The organism is Streptomyces sp. NPDC001606 (genome assembly GCF_053596835.1).
On record NZ_JBSFHC010000012.1, the window covers coordinates 193137 to 214496 of the forward strand.

Sequence of the window (21360 nt, forward strand, 5' to 3'; positions counted from 1 at the left end):
ATAGTCGCCCGGTGAAGTCCACCGCCCCCCGCCCCCGTCACCCGCGCCCGCCCCGCTGGGCAGGCCGCAACTACTCGCTGCTGACCGCGGCGGCCGTCATCACCGGTCTCGGCGCGAGCGGCTCGCTGGTCGCCGCCGCGTTCGCCGTACTGGACGCGGGCGGCGACGGCGGGGACGTGGGGCTGGTGGCCGCGGCCCGCACCCTGCCACTGGTGGTGTTCCTGCTCATCGGCGGGGCGCTCGCGGACCGGGTGCCCCGGCACCGGGTGATGGTCGCGGCCAACGTCCTCAACTGCCTCTCCCAGGCGGCCTTCGCCGCGCTCGTGCTGCTCGGGGAGCCCCGGCTGTGGCAGATGATGCTGCTCAGCGCGCTGGCCGGCACCGGCCAGGCGTTCTTCGGCCCGGCGGCCGAGGGCATGCTGATGTCCTCCGTCGAGGGCGAGCAGGCGGGCCGGGCGTTCGCCGTCTTCCGCATGGCCACCCAGGGTGCAGCCCTCGCCGGCGCGGCGCTCGGCGGCGCCCTGGTCGCGGCCGTCGGCCCCGGCTGGGTCCTCGCGTTCGACGCGGCCGCCTTCGCCGTCGCCGGCGCCCTGCGCTCCTGCCTCGACGTCTCCCACATCCCGGCCCGCACTCCCGGCGGGGGCATGCTGGCCGACCTCCGGGAGGGGTGGCGGGAGTTCATCGGCAGGCCGTGGCTGTGGGGCATCGTCGTACAGTTCTCGATCGCCAACGCGGTGGTCGCCGCGGCGGAGGCGGTCTACGGTCCGCTCGTCGCCCGCGAGAGCCTCGGCGGGGCGCGGCCCTGGGGGCTGGCGCTGGCCGCGTTCGGCGCGGGCACGGTGGCCGGTGCCCTGCTGATGACCCGCTGGCGGCCCCGCCGGCTGCTGCTCGCCGGCACCCTGTGCGTCTTCCCGCTGGCGCTGCCCTCGGCCGCGCTGGCGGTACCGGTGCCGGCCGGCGTGCTGTACCTGGTGATGTTCGCCGCCGGTACGACGGTGGAGGTGTTCGGCGTCTCCTGGATGACCGCGCTGCACCAGGAGATCCCCGAGGAGAAACTCTCCCGGGTCTCGGCGTACGACTGGTTCGGCTCGGTCTCCTTCATTCCCCTGGCCACCGCGCTGGCCGGCCCGGTGGAGAGTGCCGTCGGCCGGACGGCCGCCCTGTGGGGCTGCGCCGGTCTGGTCGTCCTGGTCACGGCGCTGGTACTGCTGGTCCCGGACGTGCGTACGCTGACCCGCCACAGCCGCCCGGTCACCGCCACCCCGGCCGCCTCGGCCGACGCCGAACACGCCGTCGGGGGGCACGGGTAAAGGCACCACATCCGCCCCCCGGCCTCAGGACGGCCCCCGGCTCAGCCGATACCGAACGCCCCGTCCGGAGGCACCGGTGAAGGCACCGCGTCCGCGTCCTCGACCGGCCGCGCCGAGCCGATGAACTCCCGTACCGCCGACCCGTGTTCCACCCGGGCCGGGAACGCGTCGGCCGCCGTCCGCCGGGACAGCGCGGCGATGTCGGTCTGCCGGTGGGCGGCGACGAGCACCGCGTTGCCGAACCTCCGGCCGCGCAGCACGCCCGGCTCGGCGATCAGGGTCAGCTCCTCGAACACCGCGGCCAAGTTGGCCAGTTGGGAGCGGAGGAAGCCGAACGGCGCCCCGTCGGCGAGGTTGGCCACATAGACCCCGCCGGGCCGCAGCACCCGCTCGGCGGTGCGGGCGTAGGCGAGGGTGGTGAGGTGGGCCGGGATCCGGGAGCCGCCGAACACGTCACCGACGAGCACGTCGGCCGAGTCGTCCGGCGCGCCCTCCAGCCAGGCCCGGGCGTCGGCCGCGTGCAGCGCGATGCCCGAGCCCGCCGGCAACGGCAGCTGCTCGGTGACCAGCTCCAGCAGCCCACCGTCCAGCTCGACGACGTCCTGCCGGGAGCCGGGCCGGGTGGCGGCCACATAGCGGGGCAGGGTCAGCGCACCCCCGCCGAGGTGCACCACGTCCAGCGCCCGTCCCGGCTCGGCCACGACGTCCAGCACATGCCCGAGCCGCCGCGCGTACTCGAACTCCAGATGCGTCGGCTCGTCCAGGTCGACGTACGACTGCGGTGCTCCGTCGACCGTGAGCAGCCAGGCCCGCTCACGGTCGACGTCGGGCATGAGCTTGACGGTGCCGTGGTCGGTGGTGCGGAGGACGGGGATGGCTTCGTTCACCGCACCATTGTCACCGGCGGGCGCCGGCACCGGGCACCCGGAACCGGCGCCGGCCCGCTACGCCTCCACGGAGACGACCGTCCCCGCTCCGACGGTCCTGCCGCCCTCCCGGACGGCGAACCCCAGCCCCGGCTCCAACGGCACCTCCCGCCCCAGCTCGACGGCCATCTCCACCGTCTGCCCGGGCCGGGCGACACCCGCCTCGCCGAGGTCCACGGAGCCGACCACGTCCGCCGTGCGGATGTAGAACTGCGGCCGGTACCCGGTCACGATCGGCGTCGTACGACCGCCCTCGCGCCCGGACAGCACATACACCCGGGCCGTGAACCGCCGGGCCGGCACCACGCTCCCCGGCGCCGCGACGACGTGCCCGCGCCGGACGGCGTCCCGCGGCACACCCCGCAGCAGCACGGCGACGTTGTCCCCGGCCTGCGCGTCCTGCATCGGCTTGCCGAAGGTCTCCAGCCCGGTGACGACGGTCTCCACGTCCGCGCCGAGCACCGACACCCGGTCGCCCAGGCGAAGCGTGCCGCGTTCCACGGCGCCCGTGACGACCGTGCCCCGGCCGGTGATGGTGAGCACGTTCTCCACCGGCAGCAGGAACGGCGCGTCCAGGTACCGCTCGGGCATCGGCACATAGGTGTCGACGGCGTCGAGCAGCGCCTCGATGGACGCCGTCCAGCGCGGGTCGCCCGCCAGCGCCCGGAGGCCGGAGACCCGTACCACGGGAACCGAGTCGCCCGGGTAACCCTGCGCGGTGAGCAGGTCGCGGATCTCCAGCTCGACCAGGTCGGTCAGCTCCTCGTCGGCCGCGCCGTCGGCCTTGTTGAGGGCGACGACGATGTGGTCGACGCCCACCTGCCGGGCGAGCAGCACGTGTTCGGCGGTCTGCGGCATGACCCCGTCGAGCGCGGAGACGACGAGGATCGCCCCGTCGAGCTGCGCGGCGCCGGTGACCATGTTCTTGACGTAGTCGGCGTGGCCGGGCATGTCGACATGGGCGTAGTGCCGGGTGTCGGTCTCGTACTCGACGTGCGCGATGTTGATGGTGATGCCGCGGGCGGCCTCCTCCGGGGCGCGGTCGATCCGGTCGAACGGCACGAAGGTGCCGGTGCCGCGCTCGGCGAGGACCTTGGTGATGGCGGCGGTCAGGGTGGTCTTGCCGTGGTCGACATGACCCATGGTGCCGATGTTCAGGTGCGGCTTGGTGCGCACGTAGGCCGTTTTGGACATGGGTGTACCTCGGAGCCTCTCCGGTCGTACGGGATGCGGGACCCCAAGGAGTGGGCCGACCCTCCCCCTGCGGGGTCCGCCGGTCTGTCCGGAGAGGGTCAGCTTCGGGCGCCGTCGACAGCGGCCGGCAGAAGCGGGACGGCAGCCTTCGGCGCATCCGCGACGGCGGACGCTGCGAGGAGGAAGGCATACCGGAACATGGCGTCGATCATCGCCGACACCGCCCCCCGCGTCGAACGGTTTTCCGCGGTGCGCCAGGGTCGCCCCGCCCCGACCCGGCGGCGATCACGGCCCGGTGTCGGTTAGTGTCACCGGATGCTCGATGCCACCAGCACCGTCGCCGAGGCGCCCGCTCCGGCGGCGATACCGCTCCCCCGCACCGGGTTCGCCGCCCGCTGCACGCGTGCGCTGCTGTCGCCGTACGCCCGGCTGTCGCTGCTGCTGGCGCTGCTCGCGGGGGCGGCCGTGGCCGTGCTGGTGTTCGAGCCGCAGCGGCTGCTGACGCGGGGCTGGCCGCCGCAGCTGAGCGGGGCCGCGGCGGCGCTGGTGTTCGCGGGGGCGTACGGGCTGTGCAGCGTGGCGTTCGTCCCGCGTCCCCTGCTGAACCTGGCGGCGGGCGCGCTGTTCGGCGCGCCGCTCGGGCTGGCGACGGCGCTGGCGGGGACGGTGCTGGGGGCGGGCGTGTCGTTCGGTCTGGGCCGGGTGCTCGGGCAGGACGCGTTGCGCCCGCTGCTGCGCGGCCGGTGGCTGAAGGCGGCCGACGGACAGCTCAGCCGGCACGGTTTCCGGTCGATGCTGGCGGCGCGGCTCTTCCCGGGGCTGCCGTTCGCGGCGGTGAACTACTGCGCGGCCGTGTCCCGGATGGGCTGGCTGCCGTTCCTGCTGGCCACGGCGCTCGGCTCGGTCCCCAACACGGCCGCCTACGCGGTGGCCGGGGCCCGCGCCTCGGCGCCGACGTCCCCCGCCTTCCTGCTCGCGCTGGCGGGCATCGCCGTACCGGCGCTCGCGGGGGCGCTGGTGGCCTGGCGCAAGCGCCACCAGCTGCGCGCCCGCTGAGCACACCGACCCTTCGAGGGTTGGAAAACCGAACCCGCCACTAGACTGGGCGCATGGCCGCCACGAAGGATCCGCGCCCCTGCTCCATCGCCGACGCCCTCGCGCTCGTCGGCGAGAAGTACTCCCTGCTCGTGCTGCGCGAGGTGTTCCTGGGCAACGGCCGCTTCGACCAGCTCGTGCGCAACATCGGCGCCCCGCGCGACATCCTGGCCACCCGGCTGCGCCGCCTGGTGGACGCCGGGATCCTCGCCAAGCACGTCTACAGCGAGCGCCCGCAGCGCTTCGAGTACCGGGCGACACCGGCGGGCCTGGAGCTGGAGCCGGTCCTGATGACGCTCAAGGAGTGGGGCGACCGCCATCTCCGCAAGGGCGTCGACCTGCCCATGGTCGTCGAGCACAGCTGCGGCGCCGAACTGGTCCCGGCCGTCACCTGCCGGGCCTGCGGGGAGGAGGTCCGGCACGAGGACCTCACGGCACATCCGCAGGCGCCGGGCTGGACACTCACCGGCCCGACGGCGGCCTGACGGCACGGCGGCGCCACCGCGCCTACAGCGGCGGCCCGTACACGTCCAGCCGCCCGCACATTCCGAACCGGCCGCGCTCGGCAGGCAGTTCGGCCCGTACGACGGCCTCGGCCAGGTGTCCGGGATCGCCCTCCGCCAGCCGGTCCAGATGCCGCCCCGTGGCCTCGGCCGCCGCCAGCGCACCCTGGCGCCACCGCTCTCTCCACTCGGCGACCCGGGGCCGTACGAGCGCCACAGCGGCCCGGTGGAAGGCGGCCAGCGCTTCCGGCTCCCGAGCGGCCCGCAGGGCTCGGTATCCCTCCAGAGCCAGGTCGCGCCGAGCCCGGGCGACCCGCTCCCGCTCCGCCTCCGGCGCGTCCGCCGGGATCGTGGTCGCGGCGGCGTACCGCTCCGGGTCGGCGAGGTACTCGGGCGGCAGTGTGAGCACCGCGTCCCCGGCCTCGGGCAGCCCGCTGTTCTGCATGAGGACGGTGATGCGCAGATCGCCGTCGTTGACCAGCCGGTGGATGGTGCCCGGCGTGAACCAGGCCACCGTGCCGGGCGCGAGCGGGGTGACCTCGTAGCCGGACGTGGTCAGGGTCTGCACGGCACCCCGGCCGCCGGTGACGACGTACGCCTCCGAACAGGCCAGATGCACATGGGGAGTTCCGCCACGCGCCCCGTCGGCGGCGGGCCAGTCGTACACGCACAGCCGGGACACGGCGACCCCGCCCGGCAGGCCCGGGAACCCGCTCCCTGCGGCGCTCACCACGGGTGCGCCGCCAGGTACGCGACGACGTCCTCGCGCTGCCAGGCGCCGTCCGCGACGACGACCCGGTAGCGCCGGCGGAGGGTGTCGCCGGGGGCGAGTTCCAGTTCCTCGAAGAAGGCCCAGGAGGGGGCGACGGCGGCGAACGGGTCGTTGCGGACGAACCAGTGCGCCGGGTGGGTGCCGGCGGCGCCGGAGTGGTCGTTCTCGGGGGCGTGGGCGAACACCAGGGTGGCGTGGCCGTCGGTGCCGTCGTGCTCGCCGGAGTACGCCAGCCACGGCGCCCGGGTGCCCATCAGGTCGGGCCCCTCGCCCTCGGGTGCGAGGATCCGGCCGTCCCGGAAGGATCGCGGGCCGCGCCAGAACAGGCCGGTGTAGCCCGCGAGTTCGCGTCCGGCGGTGGTGGGGCTGCCGAACCGCAGCGGCTCGGCACGGCGGTTGGTGATCGCGCTGGTCCAGGTGAGCGCCCAGGAACCGGCGTCCGGGTCGACGTCGTGGACCTCGATCCGCCGTTCCTCCTCGGCCCACAGCTCACCGTCGTGCGGGTGCCAGGTCAGCCGCTCGGCGATCAGTGCCCGGCCGTCGTCCGCAGCGATCTCGTCGAAGCCGGCGTGCCGCATCGAGCCGACCCGCTCGGGGAGTTCCAGATAGCCCTGCCCGGGCACATAGGTGTTGCCGCCCCACAGGTTGGCCCCGGACAGGTGCGAGGCGGTCAGGGACAGGCCCTTGTGCCAGCGGTGGTCGTGCGGGCGGTAGCCGGTGACCACGTCACCGGCGAGGGTGCGCACCGGGTGGAGATAGGGCCGGGGTGCCTCCCAGGCCGCCTCGGGACGGTAGACGTAGGCGAACAGCTCGACACCGGTGGCGGGTTCGGCGACCGTGATCCGGTCGCCGAGGACGTGCGCCGTGCGCAGTCCGCCGCTCACGCCAGGGCCCCCTCGGCGGTCACCGGCGCCCAGCCGGGGGCGCCACCGTGCAGGGCGGCGTAGTACGGGTCGCCGGGCCCGATCTCCCCCGCGCGCACGGTCGTGTCCGTGAACGCCGCCTTGTACAGCGCCGTGATCAGCTCCAGGCTGGTCCGGCCGTCCGCGCCGCTGCTGCGCGGGCGCTCACCGGCGCGCATGTCGGCGATCAGCTCGCGCAGCTGGGCGAGGTGCGAGCTGGGCACGTCCGGCCCGAAGTCCCGCCACTGCTCAGCCTGTTCGGCGGGGACACCGGGGGCCGGGGTGATGCGCCAGTCGTCGTTGGCGTGGCCGTAGAGGTGGGTCAGCTCCACCGTGGCGCGCTCGCAGTCGATCCGGATCCGGCTGACCTCGTCGGGGCTCAGCACGCTGTTCACCACGGTGGCGAGGGCGCCGTTGTCAAACCGGACCAGCGCGGTGGAGACGTCCTCGGTCTCCACGTCGTGCACCAGCCGCCCGGCCATCGCCCGCACCTCGCGCCACGGCCCGAGCAGATCGAGGAGCAGGTCCATCTGGTGGATGCCGTGGCCCATGGCCGGTCCGCCGCCCTCGGTGTGCCAGCGGCCCCGCCAGGGCACGGCGTAGTAGGCGGTGTCCCGGTACCAGGTGGTCTGGCAGTGCGCCACCAGCGGCCGCCCGAAGGCGCCTTCGGCGAGCAGCCGGCGCAGATGGGCGGAGCCGGAGCCGAAGCGGTGCTGGAAGACGATCGCCGCGTACGGACCCCCGTCGGTGCCCTCCTCGGCCTCGATCGCGTCGAAGTCGGCGAGCGAGGGCACCGGCGGCTTCTCGCACCACACCCAGGCACCGGCGCGCAGCGCGGCCACGGTCTGCGCGCGGTGCAGGGTGGGCGGGGTGCAGATGGTGACGAGGTCGGGCCGCTGCTCGGCGAGCATCCGGTCGAGGTCGGTGTAGGCGTGCGGAACGCCGGCCTCGGCGCAGAGGGCTTCGACGGCGTCCCGGTCGATGTCGACGGCGGCGACGACCTCCGTCTCGCCCTCCTCGGCGAGCCGCGCCAGCGCGGGCAGATGGGAGCCGCGCCCGATGGCACCGGCGCCGACGACCGCGGCCCGGATGCGCCGGCCGGCGAAGGGAAGTGAAGAGCGGGGCATGGGCGGGTTCAGCACTCCTCCGAACGCGGCGGGCGCGCAGCCGGCCCAGAGACCCAGCAAGCGCTTTCTCCTGCGCTGCAACGTAAGCGGCGGCGCCCGGAACGGTCAACAGCGCGGACCGCTTTGCAGGCCAGGGGCGTCGTCGGCGTCTCCGTAGACTAGGGGCTGTCTTTCGGATCAGGTCGGCTGCGGCGCCGGCGCCTTCTGACCGACCCGAGCGGGCTCTGGTGCGTGCAGATGCAAGGCGGAGGAGGGAAGCGACGCGGAGCGATGGGGGTCCCCCCGCGCGAGCGCAGCCGAGCGTGGGGGAGACCGACGACAACGCAGCAGATGTGCGTGCCAGAGCCCGCGACGCCGGCAAGATCCGAAAGAGAGGCCCTAGGGGCTCGTGATCACTCTCCGGCCCGGCCTCATCCGTACCGAGCGGCTGACCCTGCTGCCCCTGCGGGTCGAACACGCCGAGGAGATGGCCGCGGGGCTGTCCGATCCCGGCCTGCACGCCTTCATCGGCGGCACCCCGCACACCGCTAGGTCGCTGCGGGCCCGCTACAAGCGCCTCGTCGCGGGCTCGCCCGACCCGGCCATCTCCTGGTGCAACTGGGTGATCCGGCTGCGCGACGCGGCCTGCCTGACCGGCACGGTCCAGGCGACCGTCAGCGGCGACGACCGCGGAGCCGTCGCGGAGATCGCCTGGGTGGTGGGAACTCCCTGGCAGCGGCGCGGTATCGGCACCGAGGCGGCCCGGGGTCTGGTCGCCTGGCTGCGCGGGCAGCCGGTGCACACGGTCACCGCGCACATCCACCCGGACCACACGGCGTCCGCCGCCGTCGCCACCGCCGCGGGCCTGGCCCCGACCGACCAGTGGCACGACGGAGAGGTCAGGTGGCAGATGGCGGTCGGCTGAGCCCCGGGGCGCGCCCCCCGTCCGGCTCCGCCGCCGTTTCCGGACATCTCCCGGGCGCCGGGGCGGCGCCGCGACGACAGGCCCAGGGAGACGGCCGCGACGGTCCGCGCGGTGGCCGCCGCCTGCGGATACGCGGCTCCAGGGGTGGCGTACGGGCCGGTCGCCCGGCGCGGCCGGCCTCCGCCTGCGCCGGACCCAACGGGCGGTCGCGTCGGGCATATGCACCCTGGGCTGGTTCGACCCCGCGCGTGGCCCTCCCTCGGCGGTGACCAAGCCCATACGGTCTGCGTAGCCGAGCGGTAGCGCAGTGTCAGTGCTTGCCCCTAGGCTGGCCCGCATGTCCCCCGATTTCATGCCCCTTGGTTCCGTGCGGTCTGCCGCCGAAGTGAACGAGCAGATCCGGGCGTTATGGCTGCGTGCGGGCGGCACCCTGTCGGCCCAGGAGCGCGCGGAGTACGAGTTGTTGGTGATCGAGTGGGCGAGGGCGGTCCGCGACGGGATCATCGAGGCGGCCTGAGATGAGCCGACGACTCCGGCCGGCCGGGCCGCGGGGTCACGCCCGCAGATGCGCGAGCGCCTCCTCGGCGATCGGGTACGGCCGCTCCTCGGGCAACAGCCATGCCGCCGCCTCCTCTTCACCGGCCCGCACCAGCGCGTGGATCTCCGTGGCCAGCGGGGTGACGTCCTCGATGCCGACGATCCACTCGTCGGCGTACCGGGCCGCCGCGGCGCCGGCGAGGCCGAGCTGCAAGGAGCGGTACGGCAGCGGGTTGTGGTGCAGATCGCGCTCGGGGTCCCACTGGACCCGCGCCGGGGACTGCCGCAACTGCCGCTGCCAGTCGGCCTTCTCACCGTGCAGCTCCGCGACGTGATGCGACAGGCAGGCGTGGCGCAGCGCCCACTCGAAGCCCCCGCGGTCGATCTCGACGGCCAGGACCGTCTCCTGGCCCTCCTTGGTGCCCCAGCCGCAGCGGTACATCATCCACAGGAAGGACGGCTTGATCCAGGTCATGCGGTCCCGCTTCCAGGAGGCCGGGAAGCGACCGGTGCGGGCCGCCGGCCCGCCGATCTCCGGGCGGTATGCCTGGTAGACGGTGACCGTGGACTCGGTGTGCCGGGCCCGGATGCGGAACGTCGGTTCGGGGGCGACGGCTTGGTCGTTCGTGGCGTTCGTGTCGTTCTGATCGTTCACAGGGACAGGTTCGGCGCTCGGCGCCGCCCCGCACCACCGAATATCGGGCGCGCACGCCTCTTGGCTCCGCGCCGCGCGTGCCCAACACTTGGCCGATGACGCAGCGTGTGGAACTCGCGACCGTGCGGGACCGGATGGCCGTGGACGAGCTGATCACCGAGTACGCGGCGGCGGTGGATGACGGTGACTGGGCGGCGTACCGGGGGCTGTTCACGGCGGACGGGCGCGCCGACTACCGTTCGGCGGGCGGCGTCGAGGGCGACGCGGGGCAAGTCGCCGGATGGCTCGCCGAAAGCCTGGGGCTGTTCGCCGTACGGCAGCATCTCATCGTCAATCGCCGCATCCGGTTCGAGGTCCTGGAGCAGGACACCGGGGACACGGCCCGGGTCCGGGCCGACTATGTGAACCCGATGCGGTTCACGGACGCCGGCCGGTCCGGCGCCCCCGACCTGGTGTGCGGCGGCCGGTACGCGTTCGCGCTGCTGCGCACGGCCGAGGGATGGCGGCTGCGTGAGGTGGTCGTGCAGGAGAAGTGGCGCCGGCTGCCGGACCGTGGCGCCGCGCCGCTGCCCGGCTGAGCGCAGCTACCCGGCCGCCGTCGCCGAAAGGTCGAGCAGCCCCGCCTCCGTCGGCCGGAAACCGCAGCCCTCCAGATAGAAGGGGCGCAGGTGGGCCTCGTAGTCGGCGTGCAGCCAGGCGCAGTCCGCCGCACGGGCGGAGCGTGCCGCGGTGGCCACCAGGCCGCTGCCGACACCGCTGCGGCGCAGGTCGGCGGCGACCATCGTGTCGAGCAGAAAGGCGTGGGCGCCGCCGTCCCAGGCGACGTTGACGAATCCGACCAGTCGGCCCTCCGCCCGGGCGCAGACCCAGCCGAGGCTGTGCCGGTGCAGGCGCGTGTGCCAGTCGACGGGGGCCGGAGGATGCCCGAACGCCTCGGCGTGCAGGGCGTCGACGGCGGCGTTGTCGAAGGCGCCGCGCCATTCGTACATGATCGTCATGGGCCGCATCGTAGAGCGCGGCCGGTCCGCGCCGGCGGGGATTCCCGCAGGTCCCGGGCTGTCCCACCGGCCCCTCTGTCGGAGATCGGCGTGGGCGCGCACACTGGGAACCTGCCTGGGTAGGGAGAGTCCGTATGAGGATGATCGACCACTGGCTGACCTCCCCCTGGCGGCGCTCCTGCGCCGCCGCGCTCGCGGGCGCGCTGCCCGTGCTCGCGTTCCCGGCACCGGCGCTGTGGTGGTTCGCCTATGTCGCCCTGGTCCCCTGGATCCTGCTGGCCCGCTCGGCGCCGACGGGGCGGCGGGCGGCGTACGACGGCTGGTGCGGCGGCTTCGGCTTCATGGTCGCCATGCACCACTGGCTGCTGCCGAGTCTGCACGTCTTCATCTTCCTGATCGGCGCGCTGCTGGGCGCGCTCTGGGCGCCGTGGGGCTGGCTGGTGCGCCGGTACCTCGGCGGGCTGCCCTCGCCGGGCCGGTGCGCGGCCGCGCTGCTGGTGCTGCCCTCGGGCTGGCTGCTGGCGGAGCTGGTGCGGTCCTGGCAGGGGCTCGGCGGGCCGTGGGGGCTGCTGGGCGCCAGCCAGTGGCAGGTGGGCCCGGCGCTGCGGCTGGCCTCGGTCGGCGGGGTGTGGCTGCTCAGCTTCCTGGTGGTGGCCGTGAATGTGGCGGTCGCGGTGCTGCTGGCCGTGCGCGCCGCGCGGCTGCCCGCCGTGGCCTCGCTGGTCGCCGTGGCGTCACTGGTCGCCGCGGCGGCCGCGACCTCCGCGGTCTGGGCGTGGGCGCCGCGTCCCCGGATCGACGGGCGGGTGCGGATCGCCGTCGTACAGCCGGGTGTCGTGGGCGGGCGGGACAGCGCCGAGCGGCGGTTCGACCGCGAGGAGCAGCTGACCCGGCGGCTCGCCGGGCGGGGCGTGGGCCTGGTGGTGTGGGGCGAGTCCAGTGTCGGCTTCGATCTGGCGGACCGGCCCGACCTGGCCCGGCGGATCACCGCGCTGTCCCGGCGGACCGGTGCGGACGTGCTGGTGAACGTGGACGCCCGCCGCTCCGACCGGCCCGGCATCTACAAGAGTTCGGTGCTGATCGGCCCGGACGGCCCGACCGGCGCGCGGTACGACAAGATGCGGCTGGTGCCGTTCGGGGAGTACATACCGGCGCGTTCGCTGTTCGGCTGGGCCACCTCCGTGGGCAAGGCGGCCGGCGAGGACCGCCGGCGCGGCACCGCGCAGGTGGTCATGGAGGCCGGGCACGGGCTGCGGATCGGCCCGCTGGTCTGCTTCGAGACCGCCTTCCCCGACATGAGCCGGCATCTCGCCGCGGACGGCGCCGACATCCTCCTCGGCCAGTCCTCCACCTCCACCTTCCAGGACAGCTGGGCACCGGCGCAGCACGCGTCGCTGGCCGCGCTGCGCGCCGCGGAGACCGGCCGGCCGATGGTGCACGCGACCCTGACCGGGGTCTCCGCCGTGTACGGGCCGGGCGGGCAGCGGCTCGGACCGTGGCTCGGTACCGCCGCGAGCACCGCCCGGGTGTACGACGTACCGCTCGCGCACGGTGTCACGCCGTACGTCCGCTACGGCGACTGGCCGGTGCACGGCGCGCTGCTGGTGCTGGTGGTGGTGTGCGCGGCGGAGGGGACACGGGCGCTCAGGCTGCGCCGGAACGCTCCTGAACCGCTCGTACCACCCGCTCGCACAGCTCATGGGTCGCCAGCGCGTCCCGGGCGTTGAGCACCTTGCCGGCCCGCACGGCGTCCAGGAAGGCGAGGACCGCCTGCTCGATGCCGCGCTGCCGGGCGACCGGCACCCAGTCGCCGCGCCGGCGCACGGTCGGCTGGCCCTTGTGGTCGACGACCTCGGCGAGGTTGAGCACCTGGCGCTTGGTGTCCTGGCCGGAGACCTCCAGGATCTCCTCGGTGGAGCCGCTGAGCCGGTTCATCACGCCGAGCGCGGTGAAGCCGTCCCCGCCGAGCTGGAGCACCACGTGGTGCAGGAGACCGTCCCGGACGCGGGCGCGGACCGTGATGTCGTCGACCGGGCCCGGCACCAGGAAGCGCAGGGTGTCGACGACATGGATGAAGTCGTCCAGGATCAGCGAGCGCGGCTCCTCGGGCAGTCCGATCCGGTTCTTCTGCATGAGGATCAGCTCGCGCGGATGGTCCAGGCACTGCGTGTATCCGGGGGCGTGGCGCCGGTTGAAGCCGACGCAGAGGGAGACGCCGCGCCGCTCGGCGAGGTCCACCAGCCGTTCGGAGTCGGCGAGTTCGTAGGCCAGCGGCTTGTCGACGTAGGTCGGGACGCCCGCCTCCAGCAGCCGGGTGACGATCTCGGGGTGGACGGCGGTGGGCGCGTGCACGAAGGCGGCGTCGAGGCCGGCGGCGAGCAGCGAGTCCAGGTCCGCGTGCCGCTGCTCCCGCGGCAGGTGCAGGGCGTCGGCGACCCGGTGGAGGGTCGCGGGGGTACGGGTCTGGAGGTGGAGTTCGGTTCCCGGCTGGGTGCCGAGCACCGGCAGATACGCCTTCTGGGCGATGTCCCCGAGTCCGATGCAGCCGATCTTCACCTGTGTCTCCCCTGCCGCTGTCCGGCGTGTGCCTGCTCGGAAGCATACGGGGGCCGCCAGTCGGCGATGCCGTCGAAGCCACGCAGGAACAGCGCGGGTCCGGCCACCGACAGCGCGGCGATCGCGGTGTCGCGTACGGCGACGGCGGCGCGGCCGCGGGCCAGGTTCACGCGGGCGACCCTGACGGCCCGGCGGGCGATCCCGGTGGTCCGCGGCAGCCGGTCCGCGCTGTAGGCGGCGAGGTCGGGCGCGTGATGGGCGAGCACCACCGCGTCCTCGATGGCCTGGTTGCCGCCCTGGCCGAGGGTGGGCGGCATGGCGTGGGCGGCGTCGCCGAGGAGGGCGGTGCGGCCCAGGTGGTAGGCGGGCAGGGGCGTGGCGATGTGGTGGACGTCGTGCCGGAGGACGTCCTCGGGGCGGGCGGCGGCGAGGACGGCGGGAATCGGGTCGTGCCAGTCGCCGAAGCGGCGCAGCAGTTCGGCCCTCTCGTCGTCGGCGGCCCGCTCGCCGGCCGGGGCCAGGGCGGCCGCGTACGCGTAGACCCGACCGTCCTTGAGCGGGTGGGTGCCCCAGATCCGGCCGCGGCCCCAGGTCTCGTGGGAGGCGAATCGCGCGCCGGGCAGGGGGAGCAGCAGCCGCCAGGTGGTGAACCCGGCGTAGGCCGGCCCGGGGTGGCGGGGGAACAGTGCGGCGCGCACCCGGGAGTTGATGCCGTCCGCGGCGACGACGAGGTCCGCTTCCCGTTCGGTGTCGCCGGTGGTGACCCGGGCGGGCCGGTCGCGGTCGCCGGGGTCGGTGAGGGTCGCGGCGGAGGCGGTCCGGACGGCGCCGGGCGGTAGCAGGGCGGCGAGCCGGTCGACCAGGGTGGCGCGGGGCAGCAGGACCAGAGGTCCGCCGAAGCGGTCGGCGGCGGCCCGGGCACTGGACCGGGACAGCCAGCGGCCGCTCGGGGTGCGCAGCCCGCCGTCGCCCTGCCAGGCGGCCAGGTCCCGGATCTCCTCGCCGACGCCGAGGACGTCCAGGGCGGCGAGGGCGTTCGGGGCCAGCGAGATGGCCGCGCCGACGGGCTCCAGCGAGCGGGCCCGCTCCAGCACGGTCACCTCCCAGCCGCGCCGGTGCAGGGCCGCGGCGGCGGTCAGGCCGCCGATCCCGCCCCCGATGACCACCGCACGCGCCGACCGCTTCGCCATGACCCCTCCACGCAATCACTACAGATGTAGTTAACCGATGTGTCGACCGTACTACAGAAGTAGTGACTCGGGTAGGGTCACCCCATGCCCGCAAGCAGCCCGAACGCCTCCCGCGCCGAACTCGTCGCCGACGCCGCCCTCGCCCTGCTCGCCGAACGCGGGATGCGCGGGCTGACCCACCGGGCGGTGGACGAGACGGCCGGTCTGCCGTCGGGCTCGACGTCGAACGTGGCGCGCACCCGGCAGGCCCTGCTGGAACTCGCGGTACGGCGGCACGCCGAGCGGGAGGCGCGGGTGCTGGCCCTGGACGAGACCCCGGACCCCGGGGACGGACTCGACGCGCTGGCCGAGGGGCTGGCCCTCGCGCTGCACCGCTCCCTGACCCGCAACCGCGAGCTGCTCATCGCCCGCTACGAACTGGCCCTGGAGGCCACCCGCCGCCCCGAACTCCGCGCCTTCTACGACGCGACCGGCGCCGTCTTCAAGGAGCAGCTGGCCGCACTGCTCACCGCCGCCGGCTCCCCCGACCCGGACCGGCATGTGCTGTCGCTGGTCGCCTGGGCGGACGGGCTGATGTTCTCCTGCGCGGCGGGCTCCTTCGGCGCACAGACCCCGGGCCTGGCCGAGATCCGCACCGGCCTGCGCGAGCTGCTCACCGGCATGCTGGGCCGCTGAGCCCTGGAGCCGATAAATCCGGTGGTTTCCCCTGTCCGCACCGGGTGAGGATGCCGTCATGACCATGGAACGCCGGGAACCCGCGACCACCGCCGACGAACGCACCATGCTGGAGGGCTGGCTCGAATACCATCGCCAGACCCTGGCCCACAAGTGCGAGGGCCTGACCGACGCCCAGCTCCGGACCGCATCCGCCGAGCCGTCCATGCTGTCCCTGATGGGGCTGGTGCGGCACATGGCGGAGGTCGAGCGGGCCTGGTTCCGCAGGGTCCTGGCGGGCGAGCAGGCCGGGCCGATCTACTACACCGAAGAGGACCCCGACGGCGACTTCCGCGTCACCGAGTCGGACACCTGGAAGGACGCCCACGCCACCTGGCAGGCCGAGATCGAGGCGGCCCGGCGGCACGCGGCCGACTTCGCTCTGGACGACCTCTCCAAGGGCCGGCACCGGCGCAGGAACGAGTCGTTCAACCTGCGCTGGATCTACACGCACATGATCGAGGAGTACGCCCGGCACAACGGCCACGCCGATCTGCTCCGCGAGCGCATCGACGGCGTCACCGGCGACTGAACGTCAGCCCCGAGCCTCTAAAACCCCTCGTCCGGGGCACGCAATCACCCGTGCGGGGGCCTGAACCATCGCTCCCCGGTGCGAAACGAGGGGCCGACCCAGCATTCTTGCGCGGTGCACCGAACGACCATCACCGCAGCGCTCCTGGTCACCGTGGCCGTATCGGCCCTCACGGGCTGTGTGACGGTACCGCGCCCGGCACCTCCCGGGCCTCCGCCCGCATCGGCGACCTCGCTGCCGCCGGTGCCCCGGCCGGACGGCAGCGGGGAGCCCCGGGTGGTGCAGGCACCGGCCCGTGAGGCGCTGGAGATGGTCGGGCCGTACCCCCCGCCCCCGAAGCGCTCCGCGCCGGCGACTCCGCACCGGCCCGCCGCCGCGCCCCCGGCCGCCCACCGCCCGCGGATCCCGGCGGCTCCGGCCGCTCCGGCGGCACCGCCGCGCCCGCGCACTCGGCGGCATCACCCGTACCACCACCACCGGCGCACCCACATCCGCGTTCCGGGCCTGCCCCGGACGATCCCGAAGACCCCGGACGTCTGCGCGCTGGGCAAGCAGTACGGCGGCTGGCGCAAGGACAGCCCGGAGGCGGTGATCTGCGAGGAGACCTACGGCCGCTGACCGGCGCCGCCGATCGGCAGCGCCCCGCCGGCTACCGCTGGCGCGGCGGCCCGCAGCTGCCGTCGCCGTCCTCCTCCAGCCGCACCGCCAGGCGCCTGATCGCCGCCCGCACACCGGCCCCGTACCCGTCGTCCGTGAGCGTGCCCGCCGCACTGCGGGCACGGCGGAGGTGGCTGCGGGCGGCCTCGGTGCGGCCCAGCTTGGCGTAGTCCGCGGCCAGGTTCAGATGCAGGGAGGGAAAGAAGCCCCGGACGGTCAGCGGATCGCCGCCGCGCCCGTCGGCCAGCTCCTCCGCCGCGGACAAGGCCCGCAGGTCCCAGGCGAGTTCGTCCGCCGGATCGTCCTGGGTGTCGGCGAGGTAGTGGGCGAGGGTGCAGCGGTGCAGCGGGGCGCCGTGCTCGCCGACCTCCGCCCACAGGTCGAGGAAGCGACTGCGGGCCTCCTCCCGGTCGCCGCCGTGGTGCAGCATCACGACCTGGCCGATCCGCGTCAGCAGGGCGTCCGGCGCCGCCTGGTCCTGTCGCTCCGCCACCGCGTCCTCCGGGCCGTCGTCAGGTGTCTGTCTCCGACGCTAGATGGCGCCGCCGGTTTTGCGAGGCAGGCGGCGCCGTCGTGTCCGGGGGCAGTGGTCGACCGCGACGCCGTCGGAGCCGCATATCGATACAGCCCCGCGGCCCTTCGGGCGCTCAGCCTCGGGGCGATCAGCCCAGGTTCGGGATGGTCCAGTCGATCGGGGTGTGGCCCTGGCGGGCGATCGCCTCGTTGATCTGGGTGAAGGGGCGGGAGCCGAAGAACTTCTTCGCGGAGAGCGGGGAGGGGTGGGCGCCCTTCACCACCGCATGCCGCTCCTGGTCGATCAGCGGGAGCTTCTTCTGGGCGTAGTTGCCCCAGAGCACGAACACCGCCGGGTCGCTGCGGTCGGCCACCGCGCGGATCACCGCGTCGGTGAACTTCTCCCAGCCCTTGCCCTTGTGCGAGTTCGCCTCGCCCTCGCGCACGGTGAGCACCGCGTTGAGCAGGAGCACGCCCTGGCGGGCCCACGGCATCAGATAGCCGTTGTCCGGGACCGGCAGGCCAAGCTCCGCCTGCATCTCCTTGTAGATGTTCCGCAGCGAGGGCGGGGTCTTCACCCCGGGGCGCACCGAGAAGCACAGGCCGTGACCCTGGCCCGGGCCGTGGTACGGGTCCTGGCCGAGGATCAGCACCTTGACCTGGTCGTACGGCGTGGCCTCCAGCGCGGCGAAGACCTCCTCGCGCGGCGGGTAGACGGGACCCTTCGCCCGCTCCTCCTCGACGAACTCGGTCAGCTCCTTGAAGTAGGGCTGTTGCAGTTCGTCGCTCAGAACCCCGCGCCAGGACTCGGGCAGCATGGCGGTGTCGGTCACGTCAACGTCCTCACGATGTGCGGTCACTTGCTCGCCTCAGAACCTACAGGCGACCACTGACAACCGGCACGACAAGGGTCGGGCACCGGGCTCACCAGCTGGTCTTGCGGTGCAGCATCCACATCATCATGATCGTCGACGGGTCGAGGGCCTGCTCGCCGCCGGAGATGTCGTCGCTCGCGGCCACGTACTGCCGGCCCTGCCACAGCGGGATCAGCCGGGCGTCGTTCACCAGGATCTGCTGGGCCTGTTCCACGTCCTTGACGGTCTGCGCGCGGTCGCTCTGCGCGCGCGAGTGGGGCAGCAGCTTGCCGGTGATCTCCTTGGCCGGGTACGGCGTGCCGAGCGCGTTGTGCTCGCCGACGAAGGGGGCGATGAAGTTGTCCGCGTCCGGGAAGTCCGGGAACCAGCCGCGCCCGAACACGGGGTACTCGCCCTTCTGGTAGCCGACCACGTAGCTCTTCCAGGGGCGGCTCTTGAGGGTGATGGTGAACAGCCCGGTGGCCTCCAGCTGCCGCCTGAGCTCCTGGAACATCTGGGCCGTCTCGGAGCCGTAGCGGTCGGTGGTGTACCAGAGGGTGAGCGGGACCGGCTGGTGGATGCCAGCGGCGGTCAGCAGGGCGCGGGCCTTGTCGGCGCTGGGGTCGCCGTAGTCGTCGAAGAAGCCGGTGGTGTGCCCGGTCAGGCCCTTGGGGATCATGGAGTACAGCGGGTCGACGGTGTCCTTGTAGACCTTGTGGGCGATGGCGCCCCGGTCGATGACCTGGGCGACGGCCTTGCGCACGGCGGGCTGCCTGGCCCAGGGGTCCTTGGGGTTGAAGACCAGGTAGCTGATGTCGGTGCCGGCGCCGTCGACGAGCTGGAGGTCGGTGGTGGCGTGCTGCTGGAGGGCGAGGATGTCGTCGGCGGCGAGCCCGCGGTAGGTGACGTCGATCTGCTTCGCCCGCAGGGCCTTGACCATGCTGGACGAGTCCTGGAAGTAGCGGATGGTCACCGCGTCGTTCTGCGGCTGGGCGAAGCCGTGGTAGTTGCCGTTGCCGACGAGGACGGCCTCCTTGTCCTCCTCGTACGACTGGAGCTGGTAGGGCCCGGAGCCGAAGACCTTGCCGTCCGTGCGCAGCGAGCGGGCCGGGTAGTCGTCGGGGTCGACGATCGACATGGCGGGGGTGGCCAGCACGAAGGGGAAGGTGGCGTCGGACTGGTTGAGATGGAAGACGATGTTCCGGTCGCCGCTCGTCTCCACCCGGTCCAGGCTGTCGAGCAGGCCCGCGGGGCCGCCGGGGGCGTTGATGGTGCGGATGCGGTTGATGGAGTAGGCCACGGCCCGGGCGGTGAGCGGGTCGCCGTCGGCGAACTTCAGGTTCGCGCGCAGGGTGCAGCGGTAGGTGCGGCTGCCGGAGTCGGTGAAGGAGCAGCTCTCGGCGGCGTCGGGCTGCGGGGTGGTCGCGCCGTTCGGGTAGGCGAGGAGCGTCTGGTAGATGTTGCGGTACAGCTCCCAGGAACCGTCCCAGGCCCCGGCGGGGTCCAGGGTGCTCGGCGCACTGGTGGTGCCGACCACGATGGGCCCCTTGCCGTCCGGGTCTCCGCCGGAGAACAGACCGCATCCGGCCAGCAGGGATATGGACGCGATCGCCGCGACTCGCCGCAGGAATCGGTTCCGGTTGAACACGCGCACGCTCCTCGATCTGCCGTACCAAGGGTCGGCAGACCATACCGCAGCGTCCGGCTAGTCGAACCACCCCTGGAATCCCGGCTCTTGATCGATTGCGCTGTGACGACGTTGTCATCCCACTGGGTGGATCGTGTACGGCGTTCCGGGCGCCGATCCGTCGGAAGTTCGGCGCCCGGAACGGACGATCAGCTGACGCCGGCGTTGAGGAAGATGCCGCCGTCCAGGACGAGCGTCTGGCCGGTGATCCAGTCGGACTGCCCGGAGGTGAGGAAGGCCGCGGCGCCACCGATGTCGGAGGGCAGGCCGAGCCGGCCGAGCGGGTAGGCGGCGGCCGCCTCGTCCTCCCGGTTCTCCCACAGCGCCTGGGCGAACTTGGTCTTGACCACGGCCGGGGCGATCGCGTTGACCCGGACCTTGGGCGCGAACTCGTGCGCCAGCTGCTGGGTCAGGTTGATCATCGCCGCCTTGCTGACGCCGTAGGCGCCGATGAACGGCGAGGGCGCGAGGCCCGCGACCGAGGCGATGTTGACGATCGCGCCGCCGTTCTCCTTCTGCCAGGCGTGCCAGGCCTTCTGGGCGAAGCCGAGCGCGGAGATCACGTTGGTGTCGAAGACCTTGCGCGCGACGTTCAGGTCGAGGTCCGCGAGCGGCCCGAAGACCGGGTTGGTGCCCGCGTTGTTGACCAGGAAGTCCAGGCGGCCGAAGGCCTCCATGGTGCGTTCGACGGCCTCGGTCTGGTGGTCCGGGTCATGGGCCTTGCCCACGACGGCGATGACCCGGTCGGCGCCGAGCCGGTCGACGGCCTCCTTCAGGCTGTCCTCGGTGCGGCCGGTGATGCAGACCCGGTCACCGCGCGCGACCAGGGCCTCGGCGATGCCGTACCCGATGCCGCGGCTGGCGCCCGTGATGAGGGCGACCTTGCCGGAGAGTTCCACGGAAGTCATGGTGCGTGTTCCTTAGTTGAGCGGGCCGCCGGCGACGTACAGCACCTGGCCGGAGACGAAGCCGGCCGCCTCGCCGGTGAAGAAGGCGATGGCGTTGGCGATGTCCTCGGGCTCGCCGACGCGCTGCACCGGGATCTGGGTGGCGGCGGCCTTCTTGAAGTCGTCGAAGCCCATGCCCACCCGGTCGGCGGTGGCCTTGGTCATCTCGGTGGCGATGAAGCCGGGGGCGACGGCGTTGGCGGTGATGCCGAACTTGCCCAGCTCGATGGCGAGGGTCTTGGTGAAGCCCTGGAGACCGGCCTTGGCGGCGGAGTAGTTGGCCTGGCCGCGGTTGCCGAGCGCCGAGGAGGAGGACAGGTTGACGATCCGGCCGAAGCCCGCGTCGACCATGTGCTTCTGCACGGCCTTGGTCATCAGGAAGGAGCCGCGCAGGTGCACGTTCAGGACGGTGTCCCAGTCCGAGACGCTCATCTTGAACAGCAGGTTGTCGCGGAGCACGCCGGCGTTGTTGACCAGGATGGTCGGCGCGCCCAGCTCCGCGGTGATGCGGGCGACGGCCGCCTCGACCTGCGCCTCGTCGGACACGTCGGCGCCGACCGCGATCGCCGTGCCGCCGGCGGCGGTGATCTTCTCGACGGTGTCCTTGCAGGCGGCCTCGTCCAGGTCGATCACGGCGACCGCGCGACCCTCGGCGGCCAGCCGTACGGCGGTGGCGGCCCCGATGCCGCGCGCCGCTCCGGTGACTACCGCGACCCGCTGTTCAGTGGTGGACATTGCTGCTTCTCCTCGCCCTTGAGAGAACCTGTCGGGCCCCTCGGCAGGGACC

Annotated in this window: 24 protein-coding genes; 10 read left to right on the forward strand and 14 right to left on the reverse strand. The window is 73.5% G+C overall.

Translation table 11 applies throughout. The features are described from left to right. Positions 1-11: 11 nt before the first annotated feature. Positions 12-1310 (forward strand): MFS transporter, encoded by a 1299-nt coding sequence (locus ACWCV9_RS22600; protein ID WP_450788997.1) that lies wholly within the window; start codon positions 12-14, stop codon positions 1308-1310. A 41-nt stretch (positions 1311-1351) separates the two neighbouring features. Here ACWCV9_RS22600 and ACWCV9_RS22605 read toward each other — a convergent pair whose 3' ends face one another. Together ACWCV9_RS22605 and tuf are read right to left on the reverse strand one after the other, a co-directional pair. Further along, positions 1352-2197 (reverse strand): spermidine synthase, encoded by an 846-nt coding sequence (locus tag ACWCV9_RS22605; protein WP_450788999.1) that lies wholly within the window; start codon positions 2195-2197, stop codon positions 1352-1354. 57 nt (positions 2198-2254) lie between these two features. Further along, the gene (gene tuf / locus ACWCV9_RS22610; RefSeq protein WP_450789001.1) at positions 2255-3430 is read right to left on the reverse strand and encodes an elongation factor Tu; all 1176 of its coding nucleotides are present in this window, start codon (positions 3428-3430) and stop codon (positions 2255-2257) included. Positions 3431-3745: 315 nt separating this feature from the next. Here tuf and ACWCV9_RS22615 point away from each other — a divergent pair, with 315 nt between their 5' ends. Both ACWCV9_RS22615 and ACWCV9_RS22620 read left to right on the forward strand, forming a co-directional pair. Next, positions 3746-4486 carry a TVP38/TMEM64 family protein gene (locus ACWCV9_RS22615; RefSeq protein WP_385844175.1) on the forward strand — a complete coding sequence of 247 codons (741 nt, stop codon included), beginning with the start codon at positions 3746-3748 and terminating at the stop codon, positions 4484-4486. Positions 4487-4539: 53 nt separating this feature from the next. Beyond that, positions 4540-5010, forward strand: coding sequence for a winged helix-turn-helix transcriptional regulator (locus ACWCV9_RS22620; RefSeq protein WP_450789004.1), 471 nt, complete (start codon positions 4540-4542; stop codon positions 5008-5010). A gap of 22 nt (positions 5011-5032) precedes the next feature. Here the strand turns inward: ACWCV9_RS22620 and ACWCV9_RS22625 are convergent, their stop codons facing one another. Genes ACWCV9_RS22625 through ACWCV9_RS22635 form a run of 3 tightly spaced genes read right to left on the reverse strand, consistent with a single transcriptional unit; the run spans position 5033 to position 7829 of the window. After that, on the reverse strand, positions 5033-5758 hold the full coding sequence (locus ACWCV9_RS22625) for a cupin domain-containing protein (RefSeq protein ID WP_450789006.1): 726 nt from the start codon (positions 5756-5758) through the stop codon (positions 5033-5035). Further along, complete coding sequence (locus ACWCV9_RS22630) at positions 5755-6684, reverse strand: DUF6807 domain-containing protein (RefSeq protein WP_450789008.1); 930 nt, start codon at positions 6682-6684, stop codon at positions 5755-5757. Before ACWCV9_RS22630 ends, ACWCV9_RS22625 begins: the two co-directional genes overlap by 4 nt. Beyond that, the gene (locus ACWCV9_RS22635; protein WP_450789010.1) at positions 6681-7829 is read right to left on the reverse strand and encodes a Gfo/Idh/MocA family protein; all 1149 of its coding nucleotides are present in this window, start codon (positions 7827-7829) and stop codon (positions 6681-6683) included. The genes ACWCV9_RS22630 and ACWCV9_RS22635 overlap by 4 nt, the downstream gene beginning before the upstream one ends. A gap of 388 nt (positions 7830-8217) precedes the next feature. Between ACWCV9_RS22635 and ACWCV9_RS22640 the strand changes: the two genes are divergently transcribed. Next, on the forward strand, positions 8218-8733 hold the full coding sequence (locus tag ACWCV9_RS22640; protein WP_450789012.1) for a GNAT family N-acetyltransferase: 516 nt from the start codon (positions 8218-8220) through the stop codon (positions 8731-8733). A 337-nt stretch (positions 8734-9070) separates the two neighbouring features. Next, positions 9071-9250 carry a hypothetical protein gene (locus ACWCV9_RS22645; protein WP_385844167.1) on the forward strand — a complete coding sequence of 60 codons (180 nt, stop codon included), beginning with the start codon at positions 9071-9073 and terminating at the stop codon, positions 9248-9250. Between the two features lie 36 nt (positions 9251-9286). On the opposite strand, the gene ACWCV9_RS22650 is transcribed toward ACWCV9_RS22645, so the two are convergent. Continuing rightward, positions 9287-9925, reverse strand: coding sequence for a DUF4291 domain-containing protein (locus ACWCV9_RS22650; RefSeq protein WP_450789014.1), 639 nt, complete (start codon positions 9923-9925; stop codon positions 9287-9289). Between the two features lie 95 nt (positions 9926-10020). On the opposite strand from ACWCV9_RS22650, the gene ACWCV9_RS22655 reads away from it, so the two are divergent. After that, positions 10021-10503, forward strand: coding sequence for a nuclear transport factor 2 family protein (locus ACWCV9_RS22655; protein WP_450789016.1), 483 nt, complete (start codon positions 10021-10023; stop codon positions 10501-10503). 6 nt (positions 10504-10509) lie between these two features. On the opposite strand, the gene ACWCV9_RS22660 is transcribed toward ACWCV9_RS22655, so the two are convergent. Further along, positions 10510-10923: a GNAT family N-acetyltransferase gene (locus tag ACWCV9_RS22660; RefSeq protein WP_450789018.1), complete on the reverse strand. Its 414-nt coding sequence runs from the start codon at positions 10921-10923 to the stop codon at positions 10510-10512. Between the two features lie 134 nt (positions 10924-11057). Between ACWCV9_RS22660 and lnt the strand changes: the two genes are divergently transcribed. Then, positions 11058-12650, forward strand: a complete 1593-nt coding sequence (gene lnt / locus ACWCV9_RS22665; RefSeq protein WP_450789020.1) for an apolipoprotein N-acyltransferase — start codon at positions 11058-11060, stop codon at positions 12648-12650. Here the strand turns inward: lnt and ACWCV9_RS22670 are convergent. Further along, a complete protein-coding gene (locus ACWCV9_RS22670; protein ID WP_450789022.1) occupies positions 12568-13479 on the reverse strand; it encodes a Gfo/Idh/MocA family protein in 912 nt (303 codons plus the stop codon). The genes lnt and ACWCV9_RS22670 overlap by 83 nt on opposite strands. Next, the gene (locus ACWCV9_RS22675) at positions 13476-14669 is read right to left on the reverse strand and encodes an FAD-dependent monooxygenase (RefSeq protein ID WP_450789024.1); all 1194 of its coding nucleotides are present in this window, start codon (positions 14667-14669) and stop codon (positions 13476-13478) included. Before ACWCV9_RS22675 ends, ACWCV9_RS22670 begins: the two co-directional genes overlap by 4 nt. Before the next feature lie 84 nt (positions 14670-14753). On the opposite strand from ACWCV9_RS22675, the gene ACWCV9_RS22680 reads away from it, so the two are divergent. The 3 genes from ACWCV9_RS22680 to ACWCV9_RS22690 all read left to right on the forward strand — a co-directional run bounded on the left by ACWCV9_RS22680 (position 14754) and on the right by ACWCV9_RS22690 (position 16533). After that, positions 14754-15344: a TetR/AcrR family transcriptional regulator gene (locus tag ACWCV9_RS22680; RefSeq protein ID WP_450789026.1), complete on the forward strand. Its 591-nt coding sequence runs from the start codon at positions 14754-14756 to the stop codon at positions 15342-15344. A gap of 58 nt (positions 15345-15402) precedes the next feature. Further along, complete coding sequence (locus ACWCV9_RS22685; RefSeq protein ID WP_450789028.1) at positions 15403-15915, forward strand: DinB family protein; 513 nt, start codon at positions 15403-15405, stop codon at positions 15913-15915. Positions 15916-16029: 114 nt separating this feature from the next. Then, positions 16030-16533, forward strand: coding sequence for a hypothetical protein (locus tag ACWCV9_RS22690; RefSeq protein WP_450789030.1), 504 nt, complete (start codon positions 16030-16032; stop codon positions 16531-16533). A 31-nt stretch (positions 16534-16564) separates the two neighbouring features. Here the strand turns inward: ACWCV9_RS22690 and ACWCV9_RS22695 are convergent, their stop codons facing one another. The 5 genes from ACWCV9_RS22695 to fabG all read right to left on the reverse strand — a co-directional run bounded on the left by ACWCV9_RS22695 (position 16565) and on the right by fabG (position 21308). Then, positions 16565-17065 carry a hypothetical protein gene (locus tag ACWCV9_RS22695; RefSeq protein ID WP_450789032.1) on the reverse strand — a complete coding sequence of 167 codons (501 nt, stop codon included), beginning with the start codon at positions 17063-17065 and terminating at the stop codon, positions 16565-16567. A gap of 169 nt (positions 17066-17234) precedes the next feature. Beyond that, a complete protein-coding gene (locus tag ACWCV9_RS22700; protein ID WP_450789034.1) occupies positions 17235-17918 on the reverse strand; it encodes a uracil-DNA glycosylase in 684 nt (227 codons plus the stop codon). Positions 17919-18009: 91 nt separating this feature from the next. Further along, positions 18010-19587 (reverse strand): ABC transporter substrate-binding protein, encoded by a 1578-nt coding sequence (locus tag ACWCV9_RS22705; protein WP_450789035.1) that lies wholly within the window; start codon positions 19585-19587, stop codon positions 18010-18012. Between the two features lie 188 nt (positions 19588-19775). After that, a complete protein-coding gene (locus tag ACWCV9_RS22710) occupies positions 19776-20534 on the reverse strand; it encodes an SDR family oxidoreductase (RefSeq protein WP_385844153.1) in 759 nt (252 codons plus the stop codon). 12 nt (positions 20535-20546) lie between these two features. Beyond that, positions 20547-21308 (reverse strand): 3-oxoacyl-ACP reductase FabG, encoded by a 762-nt coding sequence (fabG, locus tag ACWCV9_RS22715; protein ID WP_385844152.1) that lies wholly within the window; start codon positions 21306-21308, stop codon positions 20547-20549. Positions 21309-21360: the final 52 nt, after the last annotated feature.

Coding starts and splice junctions, on each gene's coding strand:
- tuf (WP_450789001.1), bottom strand. CDS start 3,430: ATGTCCAAAACGGCCTACGTGCGCACCAAGCCGCACCTGAACATCGGC.
- ACWCV9_RS22615 (WP_385844175.1), top strand. CDS start 3,746: ATGCTCGATGCCACCAGCACCGTCGCCGAGGCGCCCGCTCCGGCGGCG.
- ACWCV9_RS22620 (WP_450789004.1), top strand. CDS start 4,540: ATGGCCGCCACGAAGGATCCGCGCCCCTGCTCCATCGCCGACGCCCTC.
- ACWCV9_RS22635 (WP_450789010.1), bottom strand. CDS start 7,829: ATGCCCCGCTCTTCACTTCCCTTCGCCGGCCGGCGCATCCGGGCCGCG.
- ACWCV9_RS22645 (WP_385844167.1), top strand. CDS start 9,071: ATGTCCCCCGATTTCATGCCCCTTGGTTCCGTGCGGTCTGCCGCCGAA.
- ACWCV9_RS22655 (WP_450789016.1), top strand. CDS start 10,021: ATGACGCAGCGTGTGGAACTCGCGACCGTGCGGGACCGGATGGCCGTG.
- ACWCV9_RS22660 (WP_450789018.1), bottom strand. CDS start 10,923: ATGACGATCATGTACGAATGGCGCGGCGCCTTCGACAACGCCGCCGTC.
- lnt (WP_450789020.1), top strand. CDS start 11,058: ATGAGGATGATCGACCACTGGCTGACCTCCCCCTGGCGGCGCTCCTGC.
- ACWCV9_RS22675 (WP_450789024.1), bottom strand. CDS start 14,669: ATGGCGAAGCGGTCGGCGCGTGCGGTGGTCATCGGGGGCGGGATCGGC.
- ACWCV9_RS22680 (WP_450789026.1), top strand. CDS start 14,754: ATGCCCGCAAGCAGCCCGAACGCCTCCCGCGCCGAACTCGTCGCCGAC.
- ACWCV9_RS22685 (WP_450789028.1), top strand. CDS start 15,403: ATGACCATGGAACGCCGGGAACCCGCGACCACCGCCGACGAACGCACC.
- ACWCV9_RS22710 (WP_385844153.1), bottom strand. CDS start 20,534: ATGACTTCCGTGGAACTCTCCGGCAAGGTCGCCCTCATCACGGGCGCC.
- fabG (WP_385844152.1), bottom strand. CDS start 21,308: ATGTCCACCACTGAACAGCGGGTCGCGGTAGTCACCGGAGCGGCGCGC.